Annotated in this window: 15 protein-coding genes; 9 read left to right on the forward strand and 6 right to left on the reverse strand. The window is 61.5% G+C overall.

The genetic code is table 11. The features are described from left to right. Nucleotides 1-6: 6 nt before the first annotated feature. A complete protein-coding gene (locus tag V7714_RS00375) occupies nt 7-1,068 on the reverse strand; it encodes an HlyD family secretion protein (protein WP_335387254.1) in 1,062 nt (353 codons plus the stop codon). A 75-nt stretch (nt 1,069-1,143) separates the two neighbouring features. Further along, complete coding sequence (locus V7714_RS00380; protein ID WP_335387256.1) at nt 1,144-1,770, reverse strand: TetR/AcrR family transcriptional regulator; 627 nt, start codon at nt 1,768-1,770, stop codon at nt 1,144-1,146. A gap of 188 nt (nt 1,771-1,958) precedes the next feature. Here V7714_RS00380 and V7714_RS00385 point away from each other — a divergent pair, with 188 nt between their 5' ends. Further along, complete coding sequence (locus V7714_RS00385; protein ID WP_335387257.1) at nt 1,959-2,765, forward strand: alpha/beta hydrolase; 807 nt, start codon at nt 1,959-1,961, stop codon at nt 2,763-2,765. After that, nucleotides 2,762-3,334 (forward strand): C40 family peptidase, encoded by a 573-nt coding sequence (locus V7714_RS00390; protein WP_335387258.1) that lies wholly within the window; start codon nt 2,762-2,764, stop codon nt 3,332-3,334. Before V7714_RS00385 ends, V7714_RS00390 begins: the two co-directional genes overlap by 4 nt. 171 nt (nt 3,335-3,505) lie before the next feature. Here the strand turns inward: V7714_RS00390 and V7714_RS00395 are convergent, their stop codons facing one another. Beyond that, nucleotides 3,506-4,438 (reverse strand): dienelactone hydrolase family protein, encoded by a 933-nt coding sequence (locus tag V7714_RS00395; protein ID WP_335387259.1) that lies wholly within the window; start codon nt 4,436-4,438, stop codon nt 3,506-3,508. Between the two features lie 577 nt (nt 4,439-5,015). Here V7714_RS00395 and V7714_RS00400 point away from each other — a divergent pair. Together V7714_RS00400 and V7714_RS00405 are read left to right on the forward strand one after the other, a co-directional pair. Further along, a complete protein-coding gene (locus V7714_RS00400) occupies nt 5,016-5,852 on the forward strand; it encodes a transporter substrate-binding domain-containing protein (RefSeq protein ID WP_335387260.1) in 837 nt (278 codons plus the stop codon). Between the two features lie 132 nt (nt 5,853-5,984). Beyond that, entirely contained in the window at nt 5,985-6,473 is a 489-nt protein-coding gene (locus V7714_RS00405; protein ID WP_335387261.1) for a YegJ family protein, read from the forward strand. A 177-nt stretch (nt 6,474-6,650) separates the two neighbouring features. Here the strand turns inward: V7714_RS00405 and V7714_RS00410 are convergent, their stop codons facing one another. Beyond that, nucleotides 6,651-9,785: a ribonuclease E/G gene (locus V7714_RS00410; RefSeq protein ID WP_335387262.1), complete on the reverse strand. Its 3,135-nt coding sequence runs from the start codon at nt 9,783-9,785 to the stop codon at nt 6,651-6,653. A 565-nt stretch (nt 9,786-10,350) separates the two neighbouring features. On the opposite strand from V7714_RS00410, the gene V7714_RS00415 reads away from it, so the two are divergent. The 5 genes from V7714_RS00415 (at nt 10,351) to motD (ending at nt 14,224) form a co-directional block, all read left to right on the forward strand. After that, a complete protein-coding gene (locus V7714_RS00415) occupies nt 10,351-11,295 on the forward strand; it encodes an RluA family pseudouridine synthase (RefSeq protein ID WP_335387263.1) in 945 nt (314 codons plus the stop codon). Beyond that, the gene (locus V7714_RS00420; protein WP_335387265.1) at nt 11,295-11,951 is read left to right on the forward strand and encodes an HAD-IA family hydrolase; all 657 of its coding nucleotides are present in this window, start codon (nt 11,295-11,297) and stop codon (nt 11,949-11,951) included. Before V7714_RS00415 ends, V7714_RS00420 begins: the two co-directional genes overlap by 1 nt. Then, nucleotides 11,944-12,327 (forward strand): Rieske (2Fe-2S) protein, encoded by a 384-nt coding sequence (locus tag V7714_RS00425; protein WP_290332415.1) that lies wholly within the window; start codon nt 11,944-11,946, stop codon nt 12,325-12,327. Before V7714_RS00420 ends, V7714_RS00425 begins: the two co-directional genes overlap by 8 nt. 71 nt (nt 12,328-12,398) lie before the next feature. Then, nucleotides 12,399-13,346 (forward strand): S49 family peptidase, encoded by a 948-nt coding sequence (locus V7714_RS00430; RefSeq protein WP_284196826.1) that lies wholly within the window; start codon nt 12,399-12,401, stop codon nt 13,344-13,346. A gap of 89 nt (nt 13,347-13,435) precedes the next feature. Then, entirely contained in the window at nt 13,436-14,224 is a 789-nt protein-coding gene (gene motD, locus V7714_RS00435) for a flagellar motor protein MotD (RefSeq protein WP_284196825.1), read from the forward strand. 179 nt (nt 14,225-14,403) lie between these two features. Here motD and argS read toward each other — a convergent pair whose 3' ends face one another. Both argS and aroA read right to left on the reverse strand, forming a co-directional pair. Next, on the reverse strand, nt 14,404-16,119 hold the full coding sequence (gene argS, locus V7714_RS00440; RefSeq protein WP_335387266.1) for an arginine--tRNA ligase: 1,716 nt from the start codon (nt 16,117-16,119) through the stop codon (nt 14,404-14,406). Between the two features lie 183 nt (nt 16,120-16,302). Further along, nucleotides 16,303-17,613, reverse strand: coding sequence for a 3-phosphoshikimate 1-carboxyvinyltransferase (gene aroA / locus V7714_RS00445; protein WP_335387267.1), 1,311 nt, complete (start codon nt 17,611-17,613; stop codon nt 16,303-16,305). Nucleotides 17,614-17,647: the final 34 nt, after the last annotated feature.

Consider the following 17,647-nt stretch of genomic DNA (forward strand, 5'->3'; position numbering starts at 1 on the left):
CTGGAATCAGCGTATGCGTATGCTGGCCATGACGCTCATGCCGGGGCGCAATGGGGTGGCGTTGTGGTCAAAAGCGGCCAGCCTGATCTTGACGGGCACGCGCTGCACTACCTTGGTGAAGTTGCCGCTGGCGTTATCAGGCGGCAACAGCGAAAACTTGGCGCCGGTGGCTGAGCTGAAGGATTCCACCGTGCCGGCAAAAGCCTTGCCGGGGTAGGCATCCACCTCGACGGTGACTGCCTGGCCGGCCCGCACATTGCCCACCTCGGTTTCCTTGAGATTGGCCGTAACCCAGATATCGCTGAGCGGCACCACGTACATCAGCGTCTGGCCTGCCTGCACCAATTGGCCGACTTCGACCGACTTCTTGCTGACCACGCCGGTGATGGGGGCCAGTACCTCGGTATCCTTGAACTGGATGGCTGCCAGATCACGCTGGGCCCGAACCGAATCGACCTTGGCCTGGGCGGACTTCAGGCCGGCGCCAGCCACGCCTACCTGCTGGCTGGCCGCGCTGGCGGTATCGCGTGCTGTCTTGAGCTGCGATTCGGCCGAGCGTTGGGCTGCCAGGGCAGCATCCAGCTGGGCGCTGGAAGCCATGCCCTTGGCAGCCAATGAGCGGGTGCGTTCCAGATCATTGTGCGCCCGCTCGGCATTGGCCGCTGCCAGGGCAATGGTCGATTGCGCTGCGGCCGCGCTGGCCTGGGCATAGCCTATCTGGGCCTCGGCCTGACCGGTGCTGCCCTTGCTGCCGGCGGCAGCCATGGCGATCTTCAGATCGGCTTCGGCCTGTGCCAGGCGGGCGCCGTAGTCGCGGTCATCTATCTTGACCAACACGCTGCGGGCGCTGACGGGCTGGTTGTCGGCCACCTTCACCGCCTGTACATAGCCGGACAGGCGGGCGGCGATGGGCACGATATGTCCCTCTACCTGTGCGTTGTCGGTCTCGACATAGGTACGGCCATGCCACCAGTGATAGATCACCCAGCCTGCGATGGCGGCGATGGCGAGCGCCAGGACCAACCTGGCTTTGGTCTGTTTCTGCGATGGGCTTGCGGTGTCGTTCATGCGTGGCTCTTGAGGCTTGCACCAGCTTGGGCTGGTGTCTGGGAGGTGTGGGGGTGTCAGCCGGGATGCTGAGGGCTATCGGTGCCGCAGGCCCTGTACCAGCAGATCAAAATGGAAGCGGGCAAAGGCCTTGAGGTCGACGGGTTCGGTATCGCACAGCGAGAAGCTCTGTTTCCAGACCTTGATCATCACCAACGGGGCGGTGACCGCCCGGGCGGCCATCATGGGATCAACTTCACGGAACTCGCCGCTCTGTATGCCACGGCTGATCACATCGGCAAACAGCCGGCGGCTACGTACCACGACTTCATCCACATAGAACCGGGCCAGCTCAGGGAAATTGGTGGCCTCGGCAATCATCAGCCGGGAGATGCCGGAGGAGGTGGCATGCTCCATCCGCTCCGCCCAGCTGGACAGCAGCTGCCACAACAGGTCGGACCAGGCGCCCTGATGTTCTTCTACCAGTGTCTCGGCAAACTCCAGTGCAGGGACGACGGTTTCGCGTACTACCGCCTTGAACAGTTCTTCCTTGTTCTCGAAGTACAGATAGACCGTGCCCTTGGTGACGCCCGCCAGCTTGGCGACATCATCCAGCCGGGTGGCGGCAAAGCCTTTGTCGGCGAACAGGGTCAGGGCGGCCTGGATGATCTCGGCCGGACGGGCATCCTTGCGGCGCTGCCAGCGTGGTAGGGGAGTATTCATAGGGGGCTCCTGGGCGGGTGAGGCCAATACAGGGCGGTGCGCCAAGCTGGGTGGTGAATTAGTGACTTTCAAGTAATTTATTCATTACTGAACAAAAAGTCAATAACTACGGGCTTGGTTGTAAGCGGCGGGGGATTGGCGTAAGGTGGCCGGCAATGCTCAGGGAAATTCATAAGAACAGTGTCCAAGTGACTGATATAAAGCTGGAAATAATCGAATCAAAGGCCTTGCAGGCGAGTGGGCGACCGCCCTTGCTGTTTATCCATGGCGCTTATGCTGCCGCCTGGTGCTGGCAGGTGCATTACCTGGCTTATTTTGCCCAACGCGGCTATCACAGCTTTGCCGTCAGCCTGCGTGGCCATGGCTTGAGCGAGGGGCGTAGCGGGCTGGCCGCCACATCGGTGCATGAGTACGCCGAGGATGTGGCGCAAGCCATCAGGCTGATCGAGATGCAGACCGGGCGCCGGCCGGTGCTGGTAGGGCATTCCATGGGGGGCTACCTGGCCCAGATGGTGGCGCGCGAGCAGGTGCTGCCTGGCCTGGCCCTGCTTGCCACGGTGCCACCCGAGGGCTTGATGGGGTCGGCATTGCATTTGTTCTGGCAGCATCCTCTGCTGCTGTGGGAGCTGAATCTGCTGCAGAACGGGGGCGTGCCGCCCCGGCTCGACAAGCTGCGGGAGCTATTGTTCTCGGCCGACATTGTGGAGGCCGAGTTGCAGGCCTACGCTGCGCGCTTCCAGCATGAATCGGATCGCGCCCTGATAGACATGAATCTACCCCAGTTTGACCAGCGACCACCGCGCGGCATGCCGCCCGCACTGGTGCTGGGTAGTCATGATGACAAGCTGATGCCTTGCCATCTGATCTACAGCGCCGCCCGTGCCTTGGGTGTGCGTGCCCATATGTTGCAAGGCCTGGGACATATGCTGATGCTGGATGCCGGCTGGCAACTGGCTGCGGCGGCCCTGGCAGCGTGGTTGGAGGAGCTACCATGAAGTTAGCGCGTATCGCTAAGCCGCGTCGCCGGCTGCTGGGCGTAGCCTTGCTGCCTTTGTTGCTGGCCGCATGCGCCAGTGCGCCAGACAAGCCAGTTGGCAAGCCTGCTGGCCAGCCTGCCGGCAAGGTGGCCAGCAAGCCACCAGCGGCGCGTCCGGCGGTGGCGCCCAGCCATATCGAGGTGAGTGCGGCAGGGCGCGAGATCGTGATGTATGCGCTGGGGCTGATTGATGTGGGCTATGTGTTTGGCGGCAAGAATCCGGAAGCGGGGCTGGATTGCTCGGGCATGGTGAGTTTTATCTTCCGTAATGCGGTAGGTATGGAAGTGCGAGGTAGCGCAGCAGAGATCGCCCGCAAGGGACGGCCCATCAAGCGGGAGGAATTGCAGGCCGGCGACTTGGTGTTCTTCAACACCATGAACCGCTCCTTCTCGCATGTGGGTATCTATATAGGCGATGACAAGTTCATCCACGCCCCCAGCACAAAGGGTAGGGTGCGGATAGAGAGCATGAAGACCAAATACTTCGCCACCCGCTATGAGGCCGCGCGCTCTTTGCTGGCGGGGTGAGCCGTTGCCTTTCAGATGACGAGCGTCAGCAGGGCTCTCGTGCGGCGGGGTGTGGATTCAATCGAGGGGAGAGCCTACTGGTTCAGACTGCGCTGAAGTCCAGCGCCAGGGTTACCCTGGCGCCTGCTCGTTCAGTGGCACCTATCGATAATCTGATTCCATAACAGGCTCTCAGTTCAGGTATTGCTGCAAGTGGTTCAGGGCTGCGGTATCGGCCTGCTCTTTGGCACAGGCATCCGGTGTGCTGGCGATGTTGACGCAGGCATCATCCGAGCCGTCAAAGCTGTGGGCTGCACCCTGGTAGACCGTCATCTGCACTTCGTTGCCGGTCAGGCTGCTGGCCCCCAGCTGGGCAGCACGGTCCTGGCGGGTGGTGCAGGGGTACTTGAGTGCCTGGGTGGCTTTGCTGGCGTCGTAGTAGAGCTTGTCGGCGCTGGCGGCCAGGATGTGCACACCTGCATAGGGCCGCCATTTGCTGTTGGTGATGCCGTTGTAGGCGCTGTTCAGGCCGCAGCCGGGATAGAAGGCTACGCCACCACGGAAGCCACGTTGTGCTGCCGGTTTGCTGGTGGTGCCGTCGGGCTGGGTGTCGGCCAGCGTGGTCATGACGGTGCTGCCGCCGTGCGACCAACCCAGCAATGACATGCGGCCAGGGGCGACCAGATCGCTGCGGCTGTCGAGATAGCTGCGGGCGGCATAGACGTCCAGCGGCCGGTCGGTGACTTCTGAGATGCCGACGCCAGCGCCATTGCTGCATTCACTCTGATTCTGGCCTGCAGGTTTGCGTGGACTGAAGCTGTCAACGATCAGGACCACCATGTTCTGGGCCACCAATCGGTCTGCCCACTCGCGATACAGGGTCTGGACATTGCTGTTGTTGGCATTGGGCAGGCTGTAGCTATAGACCCCCGAGCAGCCATGCAGCATGACGACGGCAGGGTAGCGCTGATTGCCGCCTTCGACCCAGCCTGCGGGCACGAACAGCTTGGCTGGAATAGTGAGGCCTGCGGCATTCTCGAAGTTCACATTGCTGAAGTTGCTGTTCCAGGCCATCGCAGGCAGGGTGGCGGCGCAGAGCAGTGCGGTGATGCAGGGTTTGAACATGGCGATGTCTCTCGGTGTGTTGATCTTGGCGGCACGGTGGGCGAGGCGGCTATAGGCGCCGTTAGCCCCAAGTGCGCGGGCCACAAGGTGGCTGGTGTGAGCGCATCGTCACATTGGGCGGGTTTGTGTGATCCGAATATGTAATTAAGAGAGTACTAATATTTTGCTAAATGGTCCTGGCTGGACGAGGGGGCGCAGAATATGAAACTATCGCAAGCCTGCTGATGGCCGGGTTCTTGTCTGCAGACTGGGCTTGGCCATGAGCCTTGGTGCCATCTGCGCTGCTAAACCACCTTGCCGACCACATAGTGTCGCCGTGGCGTACTGCGCGAGCGGATGCGCAGCTTGGTGGGTGCTTCCAGATGCCTCACTGCCGACCTGCCCGTAAGGAGTAGGCTGGCGTGCCAAAGCGTCTGGTGGTGCCAGCAACCTCGCTATAAAGCGGCGCTGTCCAGGGTATATCGCTCCATCTATTCAGCCTATGTAGTGTCGATATGCTTAGGTGGCGCCCGGCCTCGCCTTTAAGCCGAGGTTTCTGGAAGCACCCTGGTGTCTATGCAACTGTACTGGAGTCAGAATGAACATACGCTCATTTTTCGTCATCGCCCTCGCCGCCTCGGGTTTTGCCTATGCCAGCAATATGGCAGCCGATGCAGGGAAAGTCAGCGAAACCGTGCCGCCGGCCAAGGAATGGAAGACCGTCCGTATTGGCGTTGAGCCGGCATTCAAGCCGTTTACCTTCAAGACACCGGAAGGTGTGTTGACCGGGTTTGATATCGATATTGCCAATGAACTGTGCACGGCCATGCAGGTGAAGTGCGAGTTCGTGGAGGAGGCGGACTGGAATGCCTTCCTGGTGAATCTGAACAAGGATAAATACGACGCCATTGTCTCTTCGATGTATATCACCGATGAGAGAAAGCAATTTGCTGCATTCACCAAGACCTACTATCAGGTGCCGTCGCGCATCGTGGTCCGGGCGGATAGCAAGATCAAGAAGTTGCCTGCTGACCTGAAAGGGAAGCGCCTGGGTGTGGCTATCAACTCAGCCGAAGAGCGTTACGCTTTGGGTGAGCTGGCGGCGAAGGGAGCCAAGATCACACGCTACAAGACCCATGCCATGCTGATGGAAGATATGGCGATGGACAAATTGGATGCCGCTGCCATGGATGCACTGATTGCCGCCACGGATTTTCTGGGTAAAACCGGCAACGAGGATTGGTCTTTTGCTGGTCCGGCCATCAACGACAAAAGCAACACCAAGTATTTTGGTATAGGGCCCGGCATCGCGGTGCGTAAACAGGATGAGGCGCTGCGCGTGATGTTTGACAAGGCCATTGTGACCATACGACAGAATGGCCAGTGGAAGAAGGTCAACGACAAGTACTTCAGCTTTGACGCCTGGGTGGACTAGGCATTGCTGCATGATTGAAAACAAAGGCGCTGAATAGCGCCTTTGTTTTGCTTGAGTGCCTCGTTTATGGGGCTGGGCTATGGTAAACCAGTACACGGTGGGATATTCAACTGACGAATCAATGAGGAAGAAATGAAATCTACGTTATTTGCTGCGCTATGCATGCTGACAGCTGGCCTGTGCCAGGCGAGCGATGAAAAGATCGGTGACCAGGTGGTCTATGTCAATGATCAGGATAAGGCGATGAATGCCGCCATAGCTAAAGCCCAGGCGACGCTGGATACCTTTCTGAAGGTGGCGGAGAGCAAGCCCAGCGGTACTTTGGGCTACAAATTGAAGGTCCGGTTTGAAGACAAGAACGGCGCCGAGCATATCTGGGTGACACCGTTCAAAAGGGAAAAGACAGGCTTTGTGGGTGTCGTGGCCAACGATCCCGAAGTTGTGGAGACGGTAGAGGCGGGTAAGTCCTACCCCTTCAGCCGGGCGCAGATCAGTGATTGGGGCTATGTGAAGGACGGCAAGCAGGTGGGTAGCTTTACCGTTTGTGTCATATTCAAGTCCATGCCTGCAGATCAGGTCAAGCGCTACAAGGATGACTACGGCTTTGAGTGCAAAGACTGATTGGCCGTACCTAAGTCGTTAGGGGGCGGTACCGGGAGCCTATATGTCTGGTGTTCCGTCGGCTGCTGGGTGACGGTGCTGCGGTAAACAGGCCTAGGTCAGCTGGTATATCGTCACACAAAACAACAAGGGCGCCATGTGCGCCCTTGTTGTTGCTACTGCGAGGGGGAAACAGCCTTATTCGGGCTTGGTTTCCACGGCCTTGGTTTCGACCATGACCAACTCTTCCTGCACCGGTGCGGTGGACTGCGTCGGCTTCACTTCGCTACGGCGGCGGCGTGTCGGTGCTGCAATCTGCGGCAGTTCCGGCAGGGGCTCGAAGGCCTTGGTGGCTACCTGCACCAGGCCGACGTCTTCGGGCCGACCGATTTCCGGCAGTTGCGGGGCAACAGGCTTGGGCGCCTCTACCGCGACGGCTTCTACAACCGCTGCAACGGCGGGGGCGGGTGCTGCTACGGCTTCCACTGTGGCGGGCTCTGCCACTGGCGCTACGGCTGCTGCAACTTCGGCGGAGGGCGTGGCCACTGCCGGTGCTGCTTCAACGGCGGCTACTGCGGGCGCGGCGTCCACTGCGGCGGCCGCTGCGACGGCTTCTACCGGCGCAGGGGTGGCCTTGGCTTCGGCAACCTGGGTAGCGGCTTCGCCCTTGCTTTCCCACCAGGCGCCTTGTGCCGGTGCGGCGGTAGTTGCTGCGGCGGGTGCGGCTTCAACCGGTGCGGGTGCAGCCGGTGCGGCCTCTTGGGCGACTACAGGCGCAGCCACTTCGTTCTGGCTGGTTTCTGCGGCTACCGGTTCGGCTGCTTCATCGCTGCCGTTCTCGCTGCCTTCGCCTTGGTTCTGGTTGCTATCGCCACCGCGTTCACCACGGCCACCACGACGGCCACGACGACGACGGCCGCGGCCTTCGCTACCTTCAGCACCTTCGGGTTGTTGGCCGTCTACCGGCAGCAGTTCCTGCTGCGTTGGCTCCTCGCCCTCGGCCTGTTGTGGCTTGGGTTCGGCCTGCGGACGGGGTTGACGCGGTTCGCGCTCGGCGCGGGCCTCATTCGCTTCGCGCGGTTCACGCTGCTCGCGCGGCTGGCGGGGCTCGCGTGGCTGACGCGGTTCGCGGGCTTCGCGTGGCTCGCGCTCTGCACGGGCTTCGCTGCCTTCACGTGGTTCACGCTGCTCACGCTGTTCGCGGGGCTGACGTGGCTCGCGCTGCTCGCGGCCTTCGCCTTGCGGCCGTTCGTTGCGGTTCTCGCGTTCGCCACGGCCTTCGCCCTGGTTGCGGCCTTCATTGCGCTCGCCACGTTCGCGACGCGGCTGGCGTGGCTGCTCGTCTTCTTCGATGCGGGGCTTGTTGCCGCCACGGCGCTCTTCGCTGTTGTTGCCACGACGACCGTCGTTGTTGCGCGGCTGTTCGCTGCGTTGCTGCTCGCTGCGCTCGCCACGGCGGCCTTCGCCACGGCGGTTGCCACGATCACGGCCGCCCTTGTTGGCGGGCACGGGCTGCTTCACTTCTTCGACTTCGGGGCCCTTGAAGAAACGGACTATGCGTTCGAAGAAAGACGGCTTGGCCTCGACCGGTGCTGGCTTCTCGACAGCGATAGGGGCCGGCTGCGACGGGGTGATGGCCTTGACGGCGGCTTCCTGGCGCGGCTTGGCGGGCTCGTCGTTCTTGCCCTTGCCGTGGCTGTGTTCTTCCTCGGCGGGCGATTCCATCATCTTGTACGACGGCAGGACTTCCTCGATATGGTTGAGGTCGTCGTGGCGCAGACGGGTGACGGTGTAATTGGGGGTTTCCAGGTGGATGTTGGGGATCAACACCACGCCGACCTTGAGGCGCGACTCGATGGAGAAGATGTCGGCGCGCTTTTCGTTCAGCAGGAAGGTGGCGACATCGACAGGCACCTGGGCGTGGATGGCGCCGGTGTTCTCCTTCATGGCCTCTTCCTGAATGATGCGCAGGATGTGCAGGGCCGAGGATTCGATACCACGGATAAAGCCGGTGCCATGGCAACGCGGGCAGGGCTGGTGGGCGGTTTCGCCCAGGCTGGGCTGCAGGCGCTGGCGGCTCAGTTCCATCAGGCCGAAGCGCGAGATCTTGCCGGTCTGCACACGGGCACGGTCATGGCGCAGGGCATCGCGCAGGCGGTTTTCCACCTCGCGCTGGTTGCCGGCCTTTTCCATGTCGATGAAGTCGACCACGATCAGGCCGCCCAGGTCGCGCAGGCGCAACTGGCGGGCGATTTCGTCGGCGGCTTCCAGGTTGGTGCGGGTGGCGGTCTCTTCGATATCACCGCCCTTGGTGGCGCGGGCCGAGTTCACGTCCACCGATACCAGTGCTTCGGTATGGTCGATCACGATGGCGCCGCCGGAGGGCAGGGCCACTTCGCGCGAGAACGCGGTTTCGATCTGGTGTTCGATCTGGAAGCGCGAGAACAGCGGAACGTCGTCCTTGTACATCTTCACGCGGTTCACAAAGCCGGGCATCACATGGCTCATGAACTGCTGTGCCTGATTGAACACGAATTCGGTGTCGATCAGGATTTCGCCGATGTCGGGCTGGTAGTAATCGCGTATGGCGCGGATCACCAGGCTGCCTTCTTCGTAGATCAGGAAGGGAGCGGGATTGTCGCGCTTGAGGTGCTTGCCCTCGGGCGAGGTGGGGGTGGGGACGTACTTGGTAATGGTCTTGCCAGGGCGCTCGGGATCGGCGGCCTGCAGCTCGAAGCTGGGGGTGGCGGCCGAATCGATGGCTTTCCACAGCTTGAGCAGGTAGTTCAAGTCCCATTGCAGCTCTTCGGCGGTACGGCCTATGCCGGCGGTACGGGCGATGATGGACATGCCGGTGGGCACATCGAGCTGGTCCATGGTGGCACGCAGTTCCTGGCGCTCTTCACCCTCGATACGGCGCGATACGCCACCGCCACGAGGATTGTTGGGCATCAGCACCAGATAGCGGCCGGCCAGCGAGATAAAGGTGGTGAGGGCAGCGCCCTTGTTGCCGCGTTCGTCCTTTTCAACCTGGACGATCAGTTCCATGCCTTCCTTGAGTGCGTCCTGGATGCGCGAACGGCCGTCGGCGCCTTCCTTGAAATAGGAGCGGGCAACTTCCTTGAAGGGGAGGAAACCGTGGCGGTCGGTGCCGTAATCGACAAAGCAGGCTTCGAGCGAGGGCTCGATGCGGGTGATGACGGCCTTGTAGATATTGCTTTTGCGTTGTTCCTTGCCGACGGTTTCGATATCCAGATCAATCAGCTTCTGGCCGTCGACGATGGCAACACGAAGCTCTTCAGCTTGTGTCGCATTGAACAGCATGCGTTTCATGTTTCGTTCTCCCGCCGCCGGACAGGCAGGGGCGAACACACCGACGGCGGTTGGCCGTCGAGGGAAGACTCAGGCAGAGAGGCGTTGCAAATGGTTTAGCAAGGCGTAGGTCCCCAAGGTTCCATACTATCGTCGCGGCCGAGAGGTCGTTGCCGCGCACGGGTGTGTCCTAGTATTGCCGACTGATAGCCCTGGTTTATGGGGGCATCAGCCTGCTGATGTCCGGTCGTGCGTTTTGTCACTTTGTGCCGTCGTTGCTTTGCGGTGAACGACGTTAACCGCACCGGCATTGGCCTTGTCCGAGTTTCCCTGGTTTGGCGCACCTAAGCGCTCACGTCTGCCTTGCGCACGTGGTGCCTGGCGGGTAGCCGGCACGGCAAGAGAGAAAAAGACGTAGGGGAAAGAGCGGGAAAGGCCGCGCGAGCCGGTCGCGCGTGAGATAATCCGTTCCTTTGAAGACCGCAGCGGCCATTTTGGCCCGGTGCGGTAGAACAGACGGTCTGCCGCCGGTGGTTCCGGCAAGGCCGGCCTAAGCGGATGGCAAGACCGCCAGAGTATATGTCAGATGGACACCCCTAGCAAAGTTTCGTACCTCGTGGTCGGCAGCGAAGAAGCCGGCCAACGTTTGGATAACTATTTGATGAAGCACCTCAAGGGTGCGCCGAAGTCGCTGATCTACCGGATCGTGCGCTCGGGAGAGGTGCGGGTGAACAAGGGCCGGGCCGACGTCACCTATCGCACGGTGGAAGGCGACCAGATACGCATACCGCCCATCCGCCTGGCGGAGCCCAATGCCAAGCCCAGCCAGGCAGCCGCAGCACGCGGGCCGGCACTGCCCATACTGTATGAGGACGAGGCGCTGCTGGTGATAGACAAGCCGGCCGGCGTGGCGGTGCACGGCGGCAGTGGCGTGAGCTTTGGGGTGATAGAACAATTGCGTGCACTGCGGCCCCAAGCCAAGTTCCTGGAGCTGGTGCACCGGTTGGACCGCGAAACCTCCGGCATATTGCTGGTGGCCAAGAAGCGGGCGGCGCTGGTGGCCATGCACGAGATGTTGCGTAATGACCGGGGCATGGACAAACGCTATCTGGCGCTGGTGAAGGGGGTGTTCCCCGACGCACGGCGGCATGTGCGTTTCAAGCTGCAGAAATATGTCACGGCAGACGGCGAGCGCCGGGTGAGCGTGACCCCGGACGGCCAGGACTCCCACACGGTATTCAACCGCAAGGCTGCCTTTGCCGACGCCACCTTGCTGGAGTGCGAACTGAAGACCGGCCGTACCCATCAGATACGGGTGCACTGTGCGCAATCGGGCTTTCCTATCCTGGGCGATGACAAGTACGGCGATTTTGCGCTGAACAAGGCGCTGCCACGGCAAGGGCTCAAGCGCATGTTCCTGCATGCCTGGCGGTTGACGCTGAACCACCCCATCAGCGGCGAGCCGCTCAAGCTGGAGGCGCCACTGCCCTTGGAACTGCAAACCTATATGAACAGCCTGGAATCGCTTTGATGGCCGACCGCTTTGATCTATTGATATTCGATTGGGACGGCACCCTGGCCGATTCCACTGCCCTGATTACCCGTTCCATCCAGCTGGCGTTTGCCGACGTCGGCCTGGCCGTACCCAGCCGGCAGCAGGCCAGCTACGTGATAGGCTATGGCCTGAATGAAGCCATGCGCTTTTTGGCCCCCGAGGCCACGGCCACCCAGGTGGCACAGATCGTGGATGCTTACAAGACCCACTACCTGGCCCGCGACGGCGAGATTGCCTTGTTCGATGGCGTGGCCGAGGCGCTGGCGCACTACCGCTTGGCGGGTTACCAGATGGCCGTGGCCACCGGTAAATCGCGCCGTGGCCTGGATCGGGTGCTGGAGCAGACGGGTATGGGGGCATTTTTCGAGACCACCCGTTGTGCTGACGAGTGCCATTCCAAGCCGCACCCGCAGATGCTGGAGGAGATTACCGAACTGTTGGGTGTCGCGCCCCAGCGCAGCGTGATGATAGGTGACACCACGCATGACCTGCAGATGGCGCTGAATGCGGGCACACCTGCACTGGGTGTGGCCTATGGCGCGCACCCCAAGGCCGATCTGGCCGCGATGCAGCCGCTGGGCTTGTTTGACACCTTCGCTGAACTGGATGGGTGGTTGCGTGAGCATGGCTGATTACGCTGGGCGCAAGTGGCGTATCTGCGCCAGCGAAGAACTGCCCGACAGCGGCTTGGGCAAGCGCTTTCAGGCTGAGTGGGCTGGCGTGCCGGCACCGGGCTTTGTGGTGCGCTGGCATGGCAAGGTACAGGGCTACCTGAACGCCTGCGCCCACATACCGGTAGAGCTGGATTTCAATGAAGGCGACTTCTTTGACCTGAGCCGTTCGTATTTGATCTGCGCTACCCACGGCGCATACTATAGGCCCGATACCGGGCTATGCCTGGGAGGGCCGTGCAAGGGTGCGCGGCTGACCAAGCTGGTGCTGGTGGAGGAAGGCGGCGAGGTGTTCTTTTTGCCGGATGCCCGACCTGAACAGGATGGCTGGCGCTGAGCCACCGTCCCATGATGATTGAATGGCCGGATGGCAAGCGCTGTCTGGTGTGATAGGTAATAGAGGAAACTATGAGCGAGCAAGAAAACCCGAACTGGGAACGTCAGGTGCTGGAGCGTCTGGTCATGACGACGCTGAAGGAACAGCGCAAGAGCCGTAACTGGAGCATCTTCTTCAAGTTTGCCGGCTTTGCCTGGCTGTTCCTGGTGCTGGCCATCATCGTGACTTGGCGTCATGGCGAAGCCCCTGAAGGCACCACTACCGGCCCGCATACCGCACTGGTTGACCTGACCGGCGTGATCGCAGCGGGCGAGGGCGCCAATGCTGACACCATCAACGAAGGTTTGCGCAATGCCTTCAAGGACAAGAATACCAAGGGCGTGATACTGCGTATCAATAGCCCCGGCGGCAGCCCGGTGCAGGCAGGCCAGATCAACGATGAAATCAAGCGCCAGCGCAAGCTGCACCCCAATACACCGCTGTATGTGGTGGTGGACGATATCTGCGCCTCGGGTGGTTACTATGTGGCGGTGGCCGGCGACAAGATCTATGTCGACAAGGCCAGCCTGGTGGGCTCGATCGGCGTGCTGATGGATGGCTTTGGCTTTACCGGTGCCATGGAGAAGCTGGGCGTGGAGCGCCGGCTGCTGACGGCGGGCGATAACAAGGGCTTCCTGGATCCGTTCTCGCCGCAATCGGCTACGCAAACCGAGTACGCCAAGCAGATGCTGGGTGAAATCCACCAGCAGTTCATCGACGTGGTGCGTACCGGTCGTGGCAAGCGCCTGAAAGAGACGCCTGACATGTTCTCCGGCCTGGTGTGGAGCGGCGAGAAGAGCGTGGCCCTGGGCCTGGCCGATGGCTACGGCAATGCCGAAAGCGTGGCGCGTGACGTGGTCAAAGCCGAGGAGATCGTCGACTTCACCCCGCGCGAGGATTGGGCGCAACGCTTTGCCCGTTCCATCGGCGCTTCTGCCGGCGCCCAGTTGGGCAGCTTTATGGAACTCAAGCTAAAGTAAGACTGACCGATATCTATCCGGTGTACGGTTGATCGGTTCAAGGCACGGCCCGGCAGTCCGGGCCGTTGCTGTCTCCAGGGATGAAAACAATGGCGCGCAAGCGTAAGCACGAGGACCACGACAACCACGAGCGCTGGCTGGTGTCGTACGCCGACTTCATTACCCTGTTGTTTGCCTTCTTTGTGGTGATGTACGCCATCTCGCAGGTCAACGAGGGCAAGTACAAGGTCTTGTCCGATTCGCTGACCGTGGCCTTCAGCAAGCCCGATACCTCCAGCAATGCGCTGCTGAAAAGCGACCCCAATGGCAATAACCAGAATGTGATCGCCCTGCCATTCAAGGAGCGGCGCGAGGCGCAGAAGCTGCTGCAGGAACAGGCCGAGAAGGCGGCGGCCATGAAGGAAATACAGTCTGAGCTGAAGGAGGCGCTGGCCCCCATGATTGATGATGGCCAGATACGCATCAGCGAGAACAAGCGCGGGGTGGCCATTGATGTGAACGCCAACCTGCTGTTTCCAGTGGGCTCGGCCACGCTGGAGACCACGGCCAGTGGCTCGCTACGGACCATTGCGCAGAAGCTGGCCCAGGGCAAGAACCTGATCCAGATCGAAGGCCATACCGATAACGTCCCCATTGCCTCGCCGCAGTTTCCCTCCAACTGGGAGCTGTCTGCAGCACGCGCCGGTACGGTTGTGCGCCTGTTCGAGGCCAGTGGCGTCGCCGCATCGCGCTTGGTGGCTCTGGGTTTTGGCGAGAACCGCCCGGTGGAACCCAATGAGAACGCTGCCGGGCGCTCGCGCAACCGGCGGGTGACCATACAGATACTGACCGACACCAGCGAACAGCCGGCAACCCTGCAGAGCGCGCCTACTGCCTGATGGTGCCTGCGGGGCGGCTTGCTTATGCCTCAATACGGCGTCGCTCGCCTGGATACGGAGTTGGCTGGCATCACGATAGGCATCTTGCACGAATGCAGCAAGCCGCAAAAAAACCGCCATAGCTGGCGGTTTTTTTGTTGCGCGAGGGTTGTCCGCAATCGGGTACGGCCCGGTACGCCTTACATGGCTTCCAGCACGGCAATGCCCAGCAGGCCCAAGCCTTGTGCCAGCACCTTGGCGGTCAGATCGCAGACCTTGAGGCGGGAGGCATTGGTCTGGCCATCCTGTATCACCGGGCAGGCCTCATAGAAGCGCGAGAAGGCGGTGGCCACGTTGTACAGGTAGGCGCAGAGGAAATGTGGCTGGCTGTCGCGCGCAACCAGATGCACCACATCGGCGAAGCGTGATAGTTCCAGGGCGAGAGCGTGCTCGGCAGGCTCAGTCAATGCAACGGTGGCCTTGCTGTCCCATTCTCCTACCTTGCGGAAGATGCTGCGGACGCGGGTATAGGCATACTGCAGGTAAGGAGCTGTATTGCCCTCGAAGGACAGCATGGTGTCCCAGTCGAAGATGTAGTCGGTGGTACGGTTCTTCGACAGATCTGCATACTTGAGCGCACCAATGCCAACTGCTTTGGCGATATCGCGGCGGGTTGCCTCTTCAAGCTCGGGATTCTTGGCGCTGACCAGTTGGTAGGCGCGCTCAATCGCTTCGTCCAGCAGGTCTACCAGCTTGATGTTCTCGCCTGAGCGGGTTTTCAGTGGCTTGCCGTCGGCGCCCATGATGGTGCCATGTGCCACGTGCTCGAGTTGCAGGCTGGCGGGTGCAAAACCGGCCTTGCGCGCAACGGTGAACAACTGCTGGAAATGCAGGCCTTGGCGTGCGTCCACCACATAGAGGCAGCGATCGAGCTTGAGCTCGCGGGCACGGAAACGGATGGCGCCCAGATCGGTGGTGGCGTAAAGGTAGCCGCCACCTTGCTTCTGCACGATATAGGCAGCCGGATCGCCTTCCTTGTTCTTGAACTCTTCCAGGAATACCACCTGGGCACCCTGGTCTTCGGTCAGCAGGCCCTGCTGACGCAGCTCGTCCACCAGCACCGGCAGGTCGTCGTTGTAGAAGCTCTCACCACGAACATCGCTATCATTGAGCAGCAGGCCCAGCTTTTGGTAGATATCGTTGCAGTGCGCCAGCGATAGCTCCACGAACTGCCGCCACAGTGCCAGCACCTCGGCATCGCCGCCTTGCAGCTTGACCACATAGTCACGCGCCAGGTCAGCAAAGGCGGGGTCTTCGTCAAAGCGTTTCTTGGATGCCTTGTAGAAGGTATCGAGATCCTTGAGTGCGTACTCTGCCTCGCCCGCCTTGCGCGATTCCACCATGAAGGCCACCAGCATGCCGAACTGGGTGCCCCAGTCGCCTACATGGTTCTGCCGTATCACATCCTGGCCGACGAAGCCGTTGATGCGGGCAAGTGCGTCGCCGATGATGCCGCCGCGCAGGTGGCCAATATGCATCTCTTTGGCCAGGTTGACCGAGGAGTACTCGACCATGACCCGTTGGCGAGGCAGGGTATCGACGCCCAGCTTGGGGTCGGCCAGGGCGGTTTCGACACGTTGGGCCAAGAAGCCGTCATCGAGCTTGATATTGATGAAGCCAGGCCCGGCTATCTCGAGGCTGGCGGCGATGCCGGCCAGATCCACGCTGTCTATGACCTTCTGGGCCAGCTCCCGTGGATTGAGCTTGAGTGCCTTGGCAGCGCCCATCACGCCATTCATCTGGTAGTCGCCAAACTCGGGGCGGCCAGCCAATTGCACCAGCGGCTGGGCATCGGGCGCGCCGACTGCCGCAAGGGCGGCGGCAAAGCGTTGATTCAGTAGGGGAAGCAAAGACATATCGTTGTGCCATCCAGGCCGGCGACCAAGCCTGCCGGGAGAGGGCAGGCGGCGCGACATGGGAAAATAGGGAAACAGTCTGGGTCGCAGGCGGCATCCCCTCACCCAGCCCTCTCCCGGAGGAGAGAGGATAGGCAGCCTGCATTTGGCGCTATTGTACCGGCTGGCAGTAGGCCGACCAAATCATCGGGATACGGTAGCGAGCACGTCGAAGTATTCGGGGAAGGTCTTGCCCACGCAGCGCGGGTCGTTGATGCGTATGGGGGTGCCACCCACGGCCACCAGTGAGAAGCACATGGCCATGCGGTGGTCGTCGTAGGTATCAATGACGGCATGGGGTGTGAGCATGGCCGGGGGGGTGATGCGCAGGTAATCAGCGCCTTCTTCCACGGTGGCGCCCACCTTGCGCAGCTCGGTTGCCATGGCGCTGAGCCGGTCGGTTTCCTTCACGCGCCAACTGGCGACATTGCGTATGGTGGTGGTGCCATCGGCAAACAGCGCCAGCACGGCAATGGTCATGGCTGCATCGGGGATATGGTTGAGATCGGCATCGATGGCGCGCAGCTTGCCGCCGCGGGCGGCGACGGGGCCACTTGATTCTATCCAGTCCTCGCCCAGCGCAATCAGTGCGCCCATCTGCGCCAGGGTATCGGCAAACTTGACATCACCCTGGATGGAGTCGGCCCCCACGCCTTCCACCCGAACCGGGCCACCACCCAGGGCGCCGGCAGCCAGGAAGTAGGACGCCGAGCTGGCATCGCCCTCGACATGGATCAAGCCGGGCGAGTGATAGGACTGCCCGGCCGGCAGGTGGAATTCGCTCCAGCCACGACGCTCCACATGCAGGCCAAAGCGGCGCATCAGATTGAGGGTGATCTCGATATAGGGCTTGGAGATCAGCTCGCCGGTGACTTCGATCAAGGCATCTTCGCCGCTCAATGGCAGGGCCATCAGCAGGGCAGTGAGGAACTGGCTGGACACATCTCCGCGCACGCGGGTGCGCAGGCCAGGGCGCTCGTTGTGTTGATTCTGCCAGGGCTTGATGGCCAGCGGCGGGTAGCCTTCTGTACCCAGGTAGTCGATCTGTGCACCCAGCTCGCGCAGGGCGTCTACCAGATCGCCTATGGGGCGCTCGTGCATGCGCGGCACGCCGCTCAGCTGGTAATGGCCCTGCATCAGCGCCAGCGCGGCAGTCAGCGGACGGAAGGCGGTGCCGGCGTTGCCCAGAAACAGATCCGCCTGGGCCTGGGGAAACTTGCCCCCCACACCTTCCACCCGATAGGCGCGCTCGCCAGTTTGCGTCCAGTGCACGCCCAGGCTGGTCAGTGCCTCCAGCATGCGGCGGGTATCGTCCGAGTCGAGCAGGCCGCGTACCTCGGTGCTGCCCTCGCTGAGCGCAGCCAGCAAGAGAGTGCGGTTGGAAATGCTCTTGGAGCCTGGCAGGCGTACCGTACCGGCGGTGGCAGTGCTGGGGGCGAGATCGAGATGTTCCATGGGCGGCCGAAAAAATGTTGCGGTGCAGAAGGAA

Origin of the sequence: Chitinimonas sp. JJ19, assembly GCF_036961565.1 — a bacterium.
GTDB lineage: Bacteria > Pseudomonadota > Gammaproteobacteria > Burkholderiales > Chitinimonadaceae > Chitinimonas.

Coding starts and splice junctions, on each gene's coding strand:
- aroA (WP_335387267.1), bottom strand. CDS start 17,613: ATGGAACATCTCGATCTCGCCCCCAGCACTGCCACCGCCGGTACGGTA.
- motD (WP_284196825.1), top strand. CDS start 13,436: ATGGCGCGCAAGCGTAAGCACGAGGACCACGACAACCACGAGCGCTGG.
- V7714_RS00405 (WP_335387261.1), top strand. CDS start 5,985: ATGAAATCTACGTTATTTGCTGCGCTATGCATGCTGACAGCTGGCCTG.
- V7714_RS00415 (WP_335387263.1), top strand. CDS start 10,351: ATGGACACCCCTAGCAAAGTTTCGTACCTCGTGGTCGGCAGCGAAGAA.
- V7714_RS00420 (WP_335387265.1), top strand. CDS start 11,295: ATGGCCGACCGCTTTGATCTATTGATATTCGATTGGGACGGCACCCTG.
- V7714_RS00425 (WP_290332415.1), top strand. CDS start 11,944: ATGGCTGATTACGCTGGGCGCAAGTGGCGTATCTGCGCCAGCGAAGAA.
- V7714_RS00380 (WP_335387256.1), bottom strand. CDS start 1,770: ATGAATACTCCCCTACCACGCTGGCAGCGCCGCAAGGATGCCCGTCCG.
- argS (WP_335387266.1), bottom strand. CDS start 16,119: ATGTCTTTGCTTCCCCTACTGAATCAACGCTTTGCCGCCGCCCTTGCG.
- V7714_RS00375 (WP_335387254.1), bottom strand. CDS start 1,068: ATGAACGACACCGCAAGCCCATCGCAGAAACAGACCAAAGCCAGGTTG.
- V7714_RS00390 (WP_335387258.1), top strand. CDS start 2,762: ATGAAGTTAGCGCGTATCGCTAAGCCGCGTCGCCGGCTGCTGGGCGTA.
- V7714_RS00400 (WP_335387260.1), top strand. CDS start 5,016: ATGAACATACGCTCATTTTTCGTCATCGCCCTCGCCGCCTCGGGTTTT.
- V7714_RS00395 (WP_335387259.1), bottom strand. CDS start 4,438: ATGTTCAAACCCTGCATCACCGCACTGCTCTGCGCCGCCACCCTGCCT.
- V7714_RS00410 (WP_335387262.1), bottom strand. CDS start 9,785: ATGAAACGCATGCTGTTCAATGCGACACAAGCTGAAGAGCTTCGTGTT.
- V7714_RS00430 (WP_284196826.1), top strand. CDS start 12,399: ATGAGCGAGCAAGAAAACCCGAACTGGGAACGTCAGGTGCTGGAGCGT.